The sequence below is a fragment of the Aeromicrobium sp. genome, assembly GCF_049587115.1.
Classification (GTDB): domain Bacteria; phylum Actinomycetota; class Actinomycetes; order Propionibacteriales; family Nocardioidaceae; genus Aeromicrobium.
In genome coordinates this window covers 1-14761 of sequence record NZ_JBAVDI010000002.1, presented here as the reverse complement: position 1 = coordinate 14761, position 14761 = coordinate 1, and the positions used below count along the sequence as shown (strand labels likewise).

General features: G+C 66.5%; 15 protein-coding genes, 1 tRNA gene, 1 other RNA gene and 1 pseudogene. 10 read left to right on the top strand and 8 right to left on the bottom strand.

The window, feature by feature from the left end; translation table 11 throughout:
- Positions 1-143 precede the first annotated feature (143 nt).
- Positions 144-240: signal recognition particle sRNA small type (ffs, locus tag WB461_RS00145), an RNA gene on the bottom strand.
- Between the two features lie 103 nt (positions 241-343).
- On the opposite strand from ffs, the gene WB461_RS00140 reads away from it, so the two are divergent.
- The 3 genes from WB461_RS00140 to WB461_RS00130 all read left to right on the top strand — a co-directional run bounded on the left by WB461_RS00140 (position 344) and on the right by WB461_RS00130 (position 2254).
- A tRNA-Ser gene (locus tag WB461_RS00140) sits at positions 344-431 on the top strand.
- Positions 432-579: 148 nt separating this feature from the next.
- The gene (locus tag WB461_RS00135) at positions 580-1461 is read left to right on the top strand and encodes a haloalkane dehalogenase (protein ID WP_423850693.1); all 882 of its coding nucleotides are present in this window, start codon (positions 580-582) and stop codon (positions 1459-1461) included.
- A gap of 76 nt (positions 1462-1537) precedes the next feature.
- Positions 1538-2254 (top strand): spermidine synthase, encoded by a 717-nt coding sequence (locus WB461_RS00130; RefSeq protein WP_423850692.1) that lies wholly within the window; start codon positions 1538-1540, stop codon positions 2252-2254.
- 39 nt (positions 2255-2293) lie between these two features.
- On the opposite strand, the gene WB461_RS00125 is transcribed toward WB461_RS00130, so the two are convergent.
- Positions 2294-3094, bottom strand: a complete 801-nt coding sequence (locus WB461_RS00125; RefSeq protein ID WP_423850691.1) for a phosphatase PAP2 family protein — start codon at positions 3092-3094, stop codon at positions 2294-2296.
- A gap of 141 nt (positions 3095-3235) precedes the next feature.
- Positions 3236-4984 carry a helicase HerA-like domain-containing protein gene (locus tag WB461_RS00120; RefSeq protein ID WP_423850690.1) on the bottom strand — a complete coding sequence of 583 codons (1749 nt, stop codon included), beginning with the start codon at positions 4982-4984 and terminating at the stop codon, positions 3236-3238.
- 47 nt (positions 4985-5031) lie between these two features.
- Between WB461_RS00120 and WB461_RS00115 the strand changes: the two genes are divergently transcribed.
- Together WB461_RS00115 and WB461_RS00110 are read left to right on the top strand one after the other, a co-directional pair.
- Positions 5032-5334: a type II toxin-antitoxin system VapB family antitoxin gene (locus WB461_RS00115; protein ID WP_423850689.1), complete on the top strand. Its 303-nt coding sequence runs from the start codon at positions 5032-5034 to the stop codon at positions 5332-5334.
- Complete coding sequence (locus tag WB461_RS00110; protein ID WP_423850688.1) at positions 5331-5843, top strand: LytR C-terminal domain-containing protein; 513 nt, start codon at positions 5331-5333, stop codon at positions 5841-5843. The genes WB461_RS00115 and WB461_RS00110 overlap by 4 nt, the downstream gene beginning before the upstream one ends.
- 12 nt (positions 5844-5855) lie before the next feature.
- Here the strand turns inward: WB461_RS00110 and WB461_RS00105 are convergent, their stop codons facing one another.
- On the bottom strand, positions 5856-7346 hold the full coding sequence (locus WB461_RS00105) for a potassium/proton antiporter (protein WP_423850687.1): 1491 nt from the start codon (positions 7344-7346) through the stop codon (positions 5856-5858).
- A gap of 206 nt (positions 7347-7552) precedes the next feature.
- On the opposite strand from WB461_RS00105, the gene WB461_RS00100 reads away from it, so the two are divergent.
- Positions 7553-8281 carry an alpha/beta hydrolase family protein gene (locus WB461_RS00100; RefSeq protein ID WP_423850686.1) on the top strand — a complete coding sequence of 243 codons (729 nt, stop codon included), beginning with the start codon at positions 7553-7555 and terminating at the stop codon, positions 8279-8281.
- On the top strand, positions 8278-8991 hold the full coding sequence (locus WB461_RS00095; RefSeq protein WP_423850685.1) for a lysophospholipid acyltransferase family protein: 714 nt from the start codon (positions 8278-8280) through the stop codon (positions 8989-8991). The genes WB461_RS00100 and WB461_RS00095 overlap by 4 nt, the downstream gene beginning before the upstream one ends.
- Positions 8992-9063: 72 nt before the next feature.
- On the opposite strand, the gene WB461_RS00090 is transcribed toward WB461_RS00095, so the two are convergent.
- The 3 genes from WB461_RS00090 to WB461_RS00080 form a co-directional block, all read right to left on the bottom strand.
- Positions 9064-9237, bottom strand: a complete 174-nt coding sequence (locus WB461_RS00090; RefSeq protein ID WP_423850684.1) for a CsbD family protein — start codon at positions 9235-9237, stop codon at positions 9064-9066.
- 86 nt (positions 9238-9323) lie between these two features.
- Entirely contained in the window at positions 9324-9755 is a 432-nt protein-coding gene (locus tag WB461_RS00085) for a hypothetical protein (RefSeq protein ID WP_423850683.1), read from the bottom strand.
- Positions 9756-9799: 44 nt separating this feature from the next.
- The gene (locus WB461_RS00080; RefSeq protein WP_423850682.1) at positions 9800-10948 is read right to left on the bottom strand and encodes a MalY/PatB family protein; all 1149 of its coding nucleotides are present in this window, start codon (positions 10946-10948) and stop codon (positions 9800-9802) included.
- A gap of 110 nt (positions 10949-11058) precedes the next feature.
- Here WB461_RS00080 and WB461_RS00075 point away from each other — a divergent pair, with 110 nt between their 5' ends.
- Genes WB461_RS00075 through WB461_RS00065 form a run of 3 tightly spaced genes read left to right on the top strand, consistent with a single transcriptional unit; the run spans position 11059 to position 13762 of the window.
- A complete protein-coding gene (locus WB461_RS00075) occupies positions 11059-12147 on the top strand; it encodes a ferredoxin reductase (protein ID WP_423850681.1) in 1089 nt (362 codons plus the stop codon).
- Between the two features lie 11 nt (positions 12148-12158).
- Complete coding sequence (locus WB461_RS00070) at positions 12159-13346, top strand: fatty acid desaturase family protein (RefSeq protein ID WP_423850680.1); 1188 nt, start codon at positions 12159-12161, stop codon at positions 13344-13346.
- Positions 13343-13762, top strand: a complete 420-nt coding sequence (locus tag WB461_RS00065) for a hypothetical protein (protein ID WP_423850679.1) — start codon at positions 13343-13345, stop codon at positions 13760-13762. Before WB461_RS00070 ends, WB461_RS00065 begins: the two co-directional genes overlap by 4 nt.
- 654 nt (positions 13763-14416) lie before the next feature.
- Here WB461_RS00065 and WB461_RS00060 read toward each other — a convergent pair.
- Positions 14417-14761, bottom strand: a pseudogene (locus WB461_RS00060) (peptide chain release factor 3); the annotation flags it as partial.

The following is a 14761-nucleotide window of genomic DNA, read 5'->3' as shown; positions in this document are numbered from 1 at the left end:
TCTAGAGCCCCCGCCAGGGCGGTGTCCTGGCCACGTATCGGGACCCCTGATACGTGGCTGAGGCACCGCCCTGGTGTCTGCCGCACGTATCCGGACCCTTGATACGTGGCTGAGGCACCGCCCTGGTATCTGCCGCCGGGCAGCAAAAAGACCCCTCGCGCACCCGACAGAGGTCACTGACCCTTGCTGCCTTCCGGCCCTGGGGGAGTTGGGTGATGTGTCGCCGCGCGAGGGGCTCCGATCATCATACGGAGCGCGCCCGCACACACTCAAGCCGGGCGCGAAGGACGGGATGGGGATGCCGATTCGTCGGCGGCCCATCGCGACCGGTAACCTCGTCGACGGAGGATTCGCATAGTGGCCTAGTGCGCTCGCTTGGAAAGCGGGTTGAGTGAAAGCTCTCAGGGGTTCGAATCCCCTATCCTCCGCCAAGGGCCGAGAAGCCGGTCTCAGTCTGCAATCCACAGACTGGGCTGGTTTCCTCGCAGCTCGAGCCTGTGGAAGCTCGCGACACGCGACGCCGTCGCCGACTGCGCCCAGCCGTAGGCACCGGTTCGACAGGCCGCCTATGCTCGGCGCATGCAACGGACCCCCGACGAACGCTTCGTCGACCTTCCCGACTTCCCGCACGAGCCGCACTATCGCGAGTGGGAAGGAATGCGCCTGGCTCATGTCGACGTCGGCGAGGGGTCGACGGTCGTGCTGCTTCACGGCGAGCCGACGTGGTCGTTCATGTGGCGCAAGGCCATCGCACCGCTGGTCGAGGCCGGGCATCGCTGCATCGCTCCTGACCTGCCCGGATTCGGCCGATCCGACAAGCCCGCCGACGACTGGTACACCTATGACCGGCTCGTAGCGGCCGTTGTGTCGTTGTTCGAGGACCTTGACCTCACGGACGTGACCCTCGTCGTTCACGACTGGGGCGGCCCGGTCGGGCTCCGTGTCGCCACGACAGAGGTTCCCGAGCGCATCTCCCGGATCGTCATCATGGACTCAGGCCTGTTCACCGGGCACCAGAAAATGGGCAAGAACTGGCAGATGTTCCGCGACTTCATCGACGCCGAGCCCGACATGCCGATCGGGATGCTCGTGAACGGTGGGAGTGCCACCGAGCTGTCGCCCGAGGTCATCGCGGCCTACGAGGCGCCTTTCCCGACCGTGGACCACAAGGGTGGCGCGCGCCGCCTTCCCGCGTTGATTCCGCAGTCGCCCGAGGACCCAGGAGCAGCCGAGGGCCGCGCCGCCGTCGAGGCACTTGCGCAGGAGACCCGACCTCTGCTGCTCCTGTGGGCGGACGCGGACACGATCCTCCCCCTCGAGCCCACCGGCCGGGCAATGGAGTCGTCGTTCCCGGTGTCCGAGCCGCTGCACGTCATCGAGGGTGCCGGACACTTCCTGGCGGAGGACCAGGGCAAGGTGATTGGTGCGACGATCGCCGACTGGTTGGCCCGGCAGGCCTGATCAGGCTTTCACGCACCGAGGCCGCTGCGTCGGTCGCGGACTAGACTCGACCACACCTACCGATCCAGGAGCAGTGGTGGCGCGATTTCGCGAGATCGACTTCCGGCCGACACCGATGGGAGATCTGATCCTGCGGGAACGCTGGGACCCAGTCGCCCAACAAGACCTGCTCGAGATCAAGCTCGGCGACGAGTTCCTGATGTCGAGCCTGTTCACCGTCGCGGAGATCGCCCTGGGCCATCTCGCAACTGCCGAGTGCGAGGGCACCGAGCTCGACGTGGTCGTGGGCGGCCTGGGTCTCGGCTGCACGGCGCTGGCCGTCCTGGAGGAGCCGCGCGTCCGCAACCTCGTGGTCATCGACGCACTACCCGAGGTCATCCAGTGGCACCGCGACCACCTCATCCCCGCAGGTGCCGACCTGACCGCCGACGCTCGCTGCCGTCTGGTTCACGGCGACTTCTTCGCGGGCCTGCGCGCGGATGGTGAGCTCGATCCGGAGGCACCCGGACGACTCTGGGACGCCGTCGTGGTCGACATCGACCACACCCCCAGTCACCACCTGCACCCCAGCCACGCAGACCTGTACGACTCCACGGGACTGGCTCGCGTTGCGAACCGCCTGCATCCGGGCGGGGTCTTCGCGCTGTGGTCTGACGATCCACCCGACGACCACTTCATGGAGACCCTCGCCGCGACATTCCCCGAGGTCAGGGCCGAGGTCGTGACCTTCGCCAATCCTCTCCAGGGAGGAGTCGCGGCCAACACGGTGTATCTCGCCCGCAGCGCCCGCTGACCCCGAGCCATCAGGGCGCCGAGCTGAGGGCGCGCGAACTTACAGCGGTACCGGCTGATCCTCGTGGGCCACGACCGGACTCCGCCGCTCCCACGCGATCACGCCACCGAACGCCAGCAGAACGACAGCCCAGCCGACGATCGCATCGAGCACCCAGTGATTGCCGGTGCCGATGATCACGATGGTCATCATCACGGCATACGCCAGGCCAACGGCCTGCACGAGCTTCGGCACGCCGGCACGGATCAGGACGATCGCCACCCAAAGGGCCCACCCGGCGTGCAGCGACGGGAAGGCAGCCAGCTCGTTGGTAATGCCGCCCAGGCCCTTGGGCGCGGAGGCGTCCGCACCCCACCACCCCGACGCGGAGTGCAGGCTCAGCACGTCGATGTAGCGGCCTCCGACCAGACGAGGCGGAGCCGTGGGCATCACGAGGTAGAACGCGAGCCCGATGATGGTCGCGAACACCAACGCACGTCGAGCCGTGACGTACTCCGATGCGCTACGGCGGTAGATCCAGATCAAGATCAAGGCCGTGACGATGTAGTGCGTCGTGGCGTACCAGAAGCTGCCGAACAAGCCCAACCAGTCGTTCTGCACGAAGAGGTCGTTGATCCAGGACTCGGCGTCCAGTCGCCACAACTTCTCGAAGCTCAGCACGTCGACGGCGCGGCCGCGGGCTGGTGCGAAGTCGTTGGATGCCAGCAGCCGCGACGCGCTGTAGCCCACGTAAAGGACGGCCAGGAAGGCCAGCTCGATCGCTCCACGCTTAACCCGCACAAGGGTCACGGACCGGCGCGCTGCCATCGCGCGCCACGCCTGCTGTGACGACTGAGTCATCACTCCTCCTGCGCTCGAGACCGGGCTGCCTTCCGGGGAAGACGCCGAGGTGCGCCTATGTGCGATCAACTCTGGCGGACAACCGTTCTGGATGGCAACCGAAAGCGACCCTGTTTTCTTCCCCGCAACCCTACCGGTTCTCTACCGACGGCGTTTGAACAAGTTCTTGACCAGCTCGCGAGCGATCGTCCGGCTGGCCTCACCCACAGCACGATCGACCGGCGACATGCGACGCGACTTCGCCGTGGATCTCCGCCCAGCCGCTGGCTTCTTGCTGGCCAGCTTGTCTGCCTCCTGCTGGAGTCTTTCGGCTTCCTGCTGCTCCTGCTTCCGGCTGCTCTCCGCGGCCGTGGCCGCTTCGGCGGTTGATTTCTGGGCCGTCAGCAGCTCGGTCGCGGACTCGGGGTCGACCGCGGTGCCGTACTTCGTCAGCAGGGACGAAGCCGAGATGGTCGCCTGGATCTGATCCGAAGGAGTGGGGTCCATCGACCCCTGCGGGGCTCGCAGCCGAGTCCACGCCACCGGAGTCGGTGCGCCCTTGTCACTCATGACGGTCACGATTGCCTCACCGATTCCCAAGGAGGTCAGCACCTCCTCGAGGTCGTACGTGGTGTTGGGATAAGTCGAGACGGTTGCCTTGAGCGCTTTGGCCGCATCCGGAGTGTGGGCTCGCAGCTGGTGCTGGACTCGCGAGCCCAACTGGGCGAGCACGTCGCTGGGCACGTCCTTGGGCGTCTGCGTCACGAAGAAGATCCCGACCCCCTTCGACCGGATGAGACGAACGGTCTGCGTGATGGTCTCGAGGAAGTCGTCGGATGCGTCCGCGAACAGCAGGTGGGCCTCGTCGAAGAAAAAGACCAGCTTGGGCTTCTCAGCATCACCCACCTCCGGCAGCTCCTCGAACAGCTGACGGAGCAGATACATCAGGAACGTCGAGAACAGCGCCGGTTTGTCCTGCACTCCCGGCACCTCCAGCAGCGAAACGATGCCCCGCCCGTCAGCATCCGTGCGAAGGAAGTCCGACACCGCGATCTCGGGCTGACCGAAGAACTCGCCAGCTCCCTGATCGGCGAACGCGATGAGCTCGCGCAGGATCACTCCGACCGTGGCACCCGAAAGCCCGCCGAGGTTCTTGAGCTCACCCTTGCCTTCGTCGCTCGTCAGGTGAGTCAGCACATCGCGCAGGTCCTGCAGGTCGATCATCGGCAGGGACGCCGACCGGGCGTAGTGGAAGACCAGCCCGAGCGACGACTCCTGCGTCGCGTTGAGCCCCAAGACCTTCGCCAGCAGGGTGGGCCCGAAGCCGTCGATCGAGGCGCGGACCGGGATGCCCATGCCGACACCGCCGAGAGCGAAGTACTCGGTGGGCGAGGCGACCGGCTTCCAGTCCTGCCCGATGCTCGTCGTGCGAGCCAGCAGCTTGTCACTGGGCGTGCCCGCCGTGGCCAGGCCCGACAGGTCGCCCTTGATGTCCGCCGCGAAGACGGGCACTCCGTTGGCAGCGATCTGTTCGGCGAGAATCTGAAGCGTCTTGGTCTTGCCGGTGCCTGTCGCCCCTGCGACCAGGCCGTGCCGGTTGAGCATCGCCAAGGGGATGCGCACCTGAGCTTCGGGTACCGGCTCACCGTCGAGCAGTGCACCCATCTCGATCGCGATGCCCTCGAAGGCGTAGCCAGCCTTGACGATCCTGACGATCTCGCTGTCGGACGCGGTCGCCGGCTCAGGGTCGGCAGCGGCCGTCGTCGCCGGCAGCTGCTCGGCCTGGGCGGCCGCGGCAGCCGCTGCGAGCTCGTCGGCCTTCTGCTGAGCGGCCTCAGCCGCTGCTCTGGCCGACTCTGCGGCCTCGGCCGCCTGGTCCGCTGCAGCCTGCGCGTCGTCGCTCGTGGTCATGTCGACACGCTACCGCCCGCCCGACTGTCACTGTCTACACTGATCGAGTGATCTTCAGGAGGGTGGGAGAGGGGCGCCCCTATCCGGCCCACGGGCTGACCCAGAGCACGTGGGCTGAGATCTCCCCGTCGCAGGTGCGACTCGACGACCTCACCACGACCAAGACCAAGCTCGACCTCGAATTCCTGCTGGATGACGACTCGACCTATTTCGGTGACCTGTTCGCGCACGTCGTGAGCTGGGAAGGCGAGCTGTTCCTCGAGGACGGCCTGCACCGCGCCGTCCGAGCCGCGCTGCAGCAACGCAACATGTTGCACGCCCGAGTCCACTCGATCGGCCGGTCCGCATGAGCAGCCTGGTTCGGGGACTGACACTGCTCGGCTCAGCAGTTGTCCTCCTCTTCGGTGGGGTCCTGGGCTTTCAGCTCCTGACCTCGCGCGCGGACACCGCCGACCCAGTGCCGACCTGCATGAACAGGACGGTCAAAGACGGTGAACGCCTCGACAGCAACCTCGTCACGGTCAACGTCTTCAACGCGTCCACCCGCTCGGGCCTGGCCAACCGCGCCACGATCAACTTGCAGGCCAACGGCTTCCTCGGTGGCACGATTGGCAACAGCACGAGCTCGGCGAAGCCCAGTCGCGTCACGATCCTGACCGCCGACCGCAAGGATCCCCGGGTGCGACTGGTGGCGAAGCAGTTCAAGGACAAGGTCAAGTACGCCAAGCCCGACGTCACCGTCGAGACCGGTGTGATCGTGATCGTCGGCAACAAGTACTCCGGGCTCAAGTCCAAGACGCCGACCAAGATCACCAGCGACCGCACGATCCGCGCGTGCGTCCCGATCGTCCTCCCGTAGCCCGGTCCGGGTTCAGTCGTCCGCGTTGGTCCAGCCAGCCAGGCGTCCGTCACGTCCGACGGCTCGCAGCCGCGCCTCCGTCCTCTCGCGCACCCTTCGGTCCGTGACGATCAGCAGGTCGTCCGAGATCGCGATGCGTTGGGTGCGATGCGGAACGAAGGTCTTCCCGTCGCGAACGACCAAGGAAACCGACGCGCCGACCGGCAGGCGCAGCTCGCCGATCTCGACCCCCGCGAGCTTGGAGCCGGTAGGCACGTGGATCTGGAGCAGGTCCGCCGAGACGCGTTCGAGTGGCGCGGCCTCGACCTCGACGTCGCGAGCCGCATCACTGAGAACACCGCACCGTGCAGCCAGCCGCGGTAGCCGAGCGGCCTGGAGCAGGGTGTAGATCACGACCGTCACGAACACGACGTTGAACAGATCGCGCGAGCCCGGCACATCGGCGGCCAAAGGGATCGTGGCGAGCACGATCGGTACCGCCCCGCGCAGGCCCGCCCAGCCAACGAAGACCTGCTCCGGTATCGACCTCTTGAACCACATCGCGCAGACCGCGACGGACAAGGGGCGGGCGACAAAGGTGAGGATCGCGCCCGCTGCCAGGCCGTGCCACACGTGCCACCAGTGGAGCTCGTCGGGACTGGCCAGCAGCCCGAGCATGACGAACAAGCCGATCTGTGCCAGCCAGCCGATTCCTTCGACGAACGATCGGGTCGCGACTCGGTGCGGAAGCTCCGTGTTCCCGAGCACGAGAGCCGCGACGTAGACCGCCGCGAAGCCGCTGGCGTGCACCGCCGACGCGGTCCCGTACGCCAGCACGGCGATCGCGAAGACCACCAGGGGATACAGGCCCGAGGCCGGCAGGGCGACTCGGCGCAGTCCGTTCGCGCCGATCCAGCCGATGGCAACGCCGATCGCGAAGCCCGCGACCAGTTCGAAGACGATCAGCCCGATCAATCCCCACAGACCATGCTCCAGGGCATCTCCCGCACTGATCGCCACGACCAGCACGACGATCGGTGCGTCGTTGAGTCCTGATTCTGCTTCGAGCACGCCCTTCACCGAGTGGCGCAGCGGCACCGTGCGCAGCACCGAGAACACCGCGGCAGCGTCCGTCGGGGTCAGCACCGCAGCGAGCAGCACCGCCAGCTCCCAGTCCAGGTCGAGCAGGTAGTGCGCCCCCGTCGCAACGACGCCGACACTGATGACCGACCCGAGTGTCGCCAGCAGGAGCGCGTAGCCGATGTTCGGGCGTACGTGCTCCCACCTGGTCGTGAGACCACCCTCGGCCAGGATCAGCACCAGACCACCGAAACCGAGGGCGTGAGCCAGGTTGGCGTCCGCGAACTCGATGCCCAATCCAGAGCCGCCGAGCAGGAGACCGAGGGAGAGGTAGACCAGCAGGGAAGGAAGCCCTGCCGTCACCGAGATACGCACGGCCAGGACGGCGAGAACCAGGACGCCGGAGCCGATCAGGAGGTAGTGGTCGAGCTCATCGGCATTCACGCAGTCTCCCCTCCGATGGTCTCGACGGACCCTGATTCTATCGGGACGTACACCGGCTCCCCGACGCTTCGATCCGAATTGAGGTGGCGCGCTGGTGAGGAGGGCGGTTGGCTGGGGCAGTGGACCGGCGGAGCATGATCGCGTTGATGGCGGCCTCGACCCTCGCTGCATGCGGCGGAGGCCGCCCCGACAGTAGGAGCGACCCCGTGAAGGTCATCAGCTACGGCAACGACCCACAGCAGATCGGCGAGCTCACCAGGGCCTCCGGGACGCCGCGGGGCGTTGTCGTGGTGATCCACGGCGGATTCTGGCGCGCGCAGTACGACCTCTCGCTGGGCCGACCGCTGGTGACCTCCCTGGTCGAGCGTGGCTGGACGGCGTACAACCTGGAATATCGTCGCGTCGGCGCGGGCGGTGGTTGGCCGCGGACCTTCGACGACGTCGCCAACGGCATCGACGCCTTGGGGACGGTCGACGGACTCGACACGTCGAAGGTCGTCACCCTGGGGCACTCAGCCGGCGGGCATCTCGCCGTCTGGGCCGCCGGTCGGCCGAAGTTGACCGGCACCCCATGGTCCACACCGACGGTCCCGGTCACAGCTGCGATAGCCCAGGCCGGGGTCGTCGACCTGGCGGCCGCGGTCCGCGACAATCTCGGTGGCGGAGCGACGCAGGCCTTCATGGGGACCACCGGCGGCGCGCGGTACGTCGCGGCGGATCCTGCCCGGCAGATTCCTCTTGACTTACCGGTGCGGTGCGTGCACGGACGTGACGACGACACGGTGCCCCTCGCGCAGTCGATCGGTTACGTTGAGCGGGCGAAGGCTGCCGGAGCGGACGCCGAGCTGATCGAGGTGGACGGCGATCACTTCGTGGTGATCGATCCGTCGTCGCAGGCCTGGGCCCGCACACTGGAGACCTTGGAGGCACTGTGATCTACACCGGACTCGTCACCCTTGTTCGCCTGGCCAGCTGGATCGGTGGTCACCGCACCATCCGGCTCGGCTCACGCCGACTTCCGGCCACCGGCGGAGCAGTCCTCGCGATCAATCACACGAGCTATGTCGACTTCACCTACATGGGCTTGGAGGCGCGCACCCGGGACAAGCGGCTCATCCGGTTCATGGGCAAGGTCGAACTGCGCAAGAACCCGATCCTTCGTTGGCTGATGTGGGGGTGCAAAGTCATCCCGGTGGACCGGTCGGCGGGCCACGACTCGTACCTCGCGGCGGTGGCCGAGCTTCGCAAGGGCGAGATCGTCGGCATCTACCCCGAAGCGACGATCAGCATGAGCTACGAGATCAAGGCCATGAAGTCCGGCGCCGCCCGCATGTCGCTCGAGGCCGGTGTGCCCATCATCCCCGGCATCGTCTGGGGATCGCAGCGCATCGCCCCCAAGGGCCGAGCCAAGAGTCTGGGCCGCACCAAGACGCCGGTGATGGTCACGATCGGCGAACCGATCCCGGCGACGGGCACGGCCGACGAGCTCACCGCCACGCTGCATGCCGCAATGAGTGCCCTGCTGCTGGAGGTGCAGGACGCCTACGGCGAGCACCCCGCCGGCGAACCGTGGGTTCCGGCGCGACTCGGCGGGTCCGCGCCGACGCCGGCCGAAGCCGCCGCACTGGAGACCCGACTCAGCTGACACCGGACCTTGATCGGGTCCGCAGACATGCGAATGCCCCGGCCGTGGCCGGGGCATCCAGGTGAATCGCGCTCAGTGCTTGAAGGCGTCCTTGACGTTCTCGCCGGCGTCCTTCAGGTCGGACTTGGCCTGGTCGCCCTTGCCTTCGTGCTCCATCTCCTTGTCGTCGGTGGCGCCTCCGAAGGCCTCCTTCGCCTTGCCCTTGGCGTCCTCGGCGGCGTTGCTCAGCTTGTCATCCAGTCCCATGATGGTTCCCTTCGTTGAATGCGACGTGTATCCGGGACCTGCCCGGATCCATTCGAGGTGTACCCGGATCACCGAGGCGTAATCGTTCAGTCAGGAGTCGCCTCATGGTGACGCCGACCGTGGGTTCGGCGCTCCTCCTTCATCTCGGCCTCGAAGATGTGCCGGCGCCCCTCGATCAGGGCCTCCCGAGCAAGATGCTCATGTTTGCGGAACGCCGAGTAGTAGCCCGCGTCGTACTCCTCGACGATCTGGAATGTCCAGCGCCCCTCGACCACGTTGCGGCCCACCAGATCCGTCCAGATCGTCTCGGCCAGGTCGTCGTGTCCGGCTTCGCGCAGGAGATCGACTGCCTCACCCAGCGCCAGGTCAGCCTCGCCCGTGCGTCGGTGAAACGTGTAGAGCAGTCCGCGGGCCTCCTCGACGACCTCGAGCGCCTCGCTCAGCTTTCCGAGCGCCTCGACGGTCTTGTCGTCGAGGCCATCGGGGCGAGTGTGCTCAGATTTCGGGCGTTCGGCCATGTCGCCACGCTAGGACGGGTCGTTGCACTCGGCATCCCGAGCAGTCAGAGCAGGACCCGCCCCATCCGCTCGACAGCATCAGCCAGGATCTCCGGTGTCGTCCCGTAGTTGAGGCGTACGTGGCCGGCCCCACCGGTCCCGAAGGGCAGGCCCGAGTTGACCGCGACCCGGCCGCGATCCAGGAATACCTGGGCAGGATCATCGCCGAGCCCCAGTGCGCGGCAGTCGATCCAGGCAAGGAACATCCCCCGACACCCTCCCCAGCGCGCTGCCGGCAGATGGGTCGCGAGGAGCTCGGTCAGCTGAGCTCTGTTGTCGGCCAGATCGGATTGCAGCCCGTCGAGCCACGGCCTTCCCTCGCGGAACGCCGCGGTGTGCGCGATCGCGGCGAGGTGGCTCGGGCCGTGCGACACGACATCGGGCACCCGGGCGAGATCCGTGGCGGCATCCGGACCAGCCACCAGCAGCGCGGCCTTGAGTCCGGCGAGATTCCACGCCTTCGACGCGGACACCAGACTGAATGCGTCCGCGGCTCCGGGGACACTCAGGTAGGGAATGAATTCCTCTGCCGCGACTGGTCCGTGGATCTCGTCGACCACGACTCGCACTCCGTGCGCTGCGGCGAGCTGGGCGACACCGGCCAGCTCCTCGGCGGTGTGGATCGTGGCAGTCGGGTTGTGCGGGTTGCACAACAGGTAGGTCACGGGTCGCCCCCCGCGACCCGCACGAATGAACGCCGCCTCGATCGTGGCGAGGTCCAGCCGTCCATCCGTTCCCAGCGGTGCCTCGACGACCTCCCGCCGCGCATGCTTCACGAACTCGAAGAACGGCGGATAGACCGGCGGGTTGAGCACGACCGGGTCTCCGGGTTCCGAGACCAGCGCGATCGCCTCGACCATTCCGGTCATGACGTCCGCGACCAGCGCTGTGCGCTCGACATCGACACCGTCCCAGCCCCACCTGTCGTGCGCGAAGCTCGCATACGCCTCGGCATATCCGCTCCCGCTCGGATAACCCGTGTCGCCATCCACCATGGCCAGCGTGACGGCACGGACGATCGGATCGGCAGGACGCGTGTCCATCTCGGCGACCCAGAGCGGCAGCACGTCGGCGGCGTGCCCCCGCCACTTGATGCTGGTACGACGGCGCAACTCGTCCAGTCTCAGGTCGCGAAGCGGGTGATATTGATTCATGATTCCATCATCGTCGCTAATGTGACAGAGGTCGTGTTGCATCTCGGCGAGCAAAGTGTCACTCTGAGTTACATACTGAGTGAACGACCGTGCACTGAAAAGGAGAGACCATGACTGCACCGCTCATCGAGCGCTCTGCCACGCTGCGCCGACTTCGACAGTTCGGCAAGGCCATGACGACTCCCCTGTCGCCCGACGACTACCTCGCACTCATCAATCCGCTGTGGTCCCACCGCGAGCTCCGCGGCCGGGTCGAGGAGGTCGTGCCAGAGACCGAGCGTGCGGCAACGCTGGTGATCCGTCCCGGCTGGGGCTGGTCCTTCGACCATGCGCCGGGGCAGTACATCGGCATCGGCATCGAGATCGACGGCCGGTTCCACTGGCGCTCGTACTCGCTGTCCTCCGTCCCTCTGGTTGAGGGCAAGACCGTCAGCATCACCGTCAAGGCGATGCCCGAGGGGTTCCTCTCCGACCACTTGGTCAACGGCCTGGCCCCGGGGACCATCGTGCGACTGGCCGCTCCGCAGGGCGACTTCATCGTCCCCGACCCGCCGCCGGCCAAGATGCTGATGCTGGTGGGCGGCAGTGGCATCACGCCGATCATGTCGATCCTGCGCACTCTGGAGCGCCGTGGCACGCTTCCTGACGTCGTGCTCGCCTACTCCGCGATGCACGAGGGCGACATGATGTTTCACGACGAGCTCCAGGAGCTCGCCGGCCGAACCGACTCACTGCGCTTCATCCCTCGCTTCACCGACACCGAAGGAATGCTCACCGCGGATCGGATCTCGGACGTGTGCCCCGACTGGCAGGAACGAGAGACGTGGGCCTGCGGTCCCGGTCCCATGCTCGACGCGTTCAGCGCCCACTACGAGGCCCACGGACTGCTTGACCACCTGCACGTAGAGCGCTTCACGTTGGCCAAGGCCGACGGGACGGCTTCGGGCGGAACGGTGACCTTCGGTGTCGGAGGTCCCTCGGTCGAGGTCGACGGCGCGACGACACTGCTGGAGGCCGGCGAGAAGGCCGGCATCAACATGCTGTTCGGCTGCCGAATGGGCATCTGTCACACCTGCGACGTCCCCCTCGCATCCGGCACCGTGCGCGACCTGCGCAGCGGCGCCGAGCACGGCGAGCCCAATGAATACATCCAAACCTGTGTCTCTGTCGCCGCCGGCGACTGCACCCTGACCCTCTAGGAGCGAACACCATGGCCTTCGCTGATGTCCGCGAATACACCCACCTGACCGATGAAGAGGTCGACACCATTGGTGCCGAGCTCGACCAGATCCGCACCGAGATCGAGGCCTCGCGAGGCCAAGCCGATCGTGACTACATCCTGCGCATCATCACCCTGCAGCGACGACTTGCCGCCGCGGGCCGAATCACGCTGTTCGCGAGCTTCTTCCCGCCCGCATGGCTGCTCGGAACCGCCCTTCTCGGATCTGCCAAGATCCTCGAGAACATGGAGCTCGGGCACAACGCCATGCACGGACAGTGGGACTGGATGAACGATCCAGAGATCCACTCCAGCAACTGGGAGTGGGACACCACCCAGCCGGCCGAACAGTGGAAGCACTCCCACAACTACATCCACCACCAGTTCACGAACGTGCTCGGGCACGACAACGACATCGGCTACGGAATCCTGCGGATGTCGCGCGACCAGAAGTGGCACCCGGCCAACCTCGGCCAGCCGGTCTACAACGCGCTGCTCGCGTTGTTCTTCGAGTGGGGCGTTGCCCTGCACGATCTCGACATCGAGGCGATCCGCAAGGGTAAGAAGGATCCCAAGCTGCTCATGAAGCAGCTGCGACAGATCCGCAGCAAGGTCGGCCGACAGGCGCTCAAGGACTACGTCATGTACCCGGCGCTGACCGGGCCCTTCTTCCTCTCGACGCTCACGGCCAACTTCACCGCGAACATCATTCGCAATGTGTGGACGTACGGGATCATCTTCTGCGGGCACTTCCCCGACGGTGCGGTGCACTTCACCGAGGAGGAGCTCGAGGACGAGACCCGCGCAGAGTGGTACCTGCGGCAGATGCTCGGCTCGGCCAACTTCGAGGGCGGCAAGCTCCTGCACGTCATGAGCGGCCAGCTCGGCTACCAGATCGAGCACCACCTGTTCCCTGACCTGCCAAGCAATCGCTATGCGCAGATCTCGGTGAAGGTGAAGGACATCTGCAAGCGCTACGACATCCCCTATACGACCGGACCGCTGTACAAGCAGTACGGACAGACGCTGCGAACGATCCTCAAGCTCTCGTTGCCGAACCGGCGCACGACCGACAACCCGGCGCCTGCGTCGGAGCGTAAGCGGCGCCGTCTCGACGACTCCGAGCGCCCGGTCCGGCGCTCCGAGCTCGGCAAGTGGTCCGGGGCAGCCTCGGTATGACCGTGGCACTGGATCACCGGCCCACGGCGGGCGGGTTACCGGTGCCGTTCGCCTGCGAGGACGACGGCGGCGCCCTGGATCACGCCCATGTCGTCAAGCGCCGTGCCATCCGGTGCGCCCTGAGCCGTATCTGCGGTATCTGCGGAGAGACACTGTCGAGACCGATCGCATTCTTCGGACCGGAATCCGAAGGCGATGCAGGTTTGTTCACTTTTCCACCGGTGCATCTGCCGTGCGCGAACGCGGCGCTCGACCTCTTCGTCCCGATCGGCGGAAGCCACCTCGGTCAGGTCGAGGCGCCACTGCGCTGGACCCTGGTCACGACCGGTGGCTTCGACCTGATCAGGCCGACTCGCCGAGGTGACGGCGTGACATTCAGGCCCAACTCGGTGATCGAGACTCGCTCGGTCGAGTGACCGCGGGTGTGTGCCTTGACGGGCGGCATGCCAGGGCCGCGGACACTCCCTCCGAGGGCAGATGAAGAGGGAAATTCCCACCCCCGGACCGCCGACTCGCCGGGCCGGTCGCGTGTCACTGGCAAGAATCCACGCTGGGCTGCGTCATGATCGGGTGTGAGCCGCGTCTCATGAAGTGTGGTCGTGGTCGGCGCAGATCTCGGGGCTGACGCCGCCCACGGCCTCACCGCACCTCATTGTCACGCTGATCTGTCACAAATGCCTGCGCAAGCTCCACCCCGTGCGCCACAATTTGGCTGGGAGGGCTAACCCGCAGGAGAGCGATGGAGTCGAGGACGTACGTCGTCGAGGTAGCAGGATGAAATATTTCATTTTGCACTCACCCGGCCAGGCCGCCGAGATCGCACGGTGGACCCGAGGTAACAGCGCTGCCTGTTACGACTTCCCGACCGGCGAATGGGTCTCCGATCCGCTCTTGGCCGCCGAGATCATCCTGGATGACGACTGGCAGCCGATCGATCGTGCCGACCTACCTGATGAGCTCGCCCAGTCGATCCGTCAGCCCAAATCCCAGAAGAAGGCCACTCGGTCGTCTCGGTGGAGACCGTGGCTCAGGGACGGGCTTCACGTTCGAAGCTGACCGCGGACGCTCGGTCAGGCCGCACCGGCCGCCAGGGGCTCGAGCACCAGCTCGGGATTTTCTCGTGCGATGCGCTGCATCCGCCACCGGTCGACGAACACCGCGAGACGCGTACCGTCGGTGCGAGTCAGCACCTCCGCACCCGGCTGCGAATTCACCACGTCAGCGCCGGCCGCGTCGACCTGCAGGGCGAGGTGGTAGTCGAGGAGGTCCAGGCTGACCTCGGTCTGGAACTCCCGACGCAGGCGGTCGACGACGACCTCGAACTGCATCGGGCCGACCGCAGCCAGCACTGGGGCCTGATCGCCACGCAAGTCTGAACGCAGCACCTGGACAACCCCCTCGCGATCAAGCTGGTC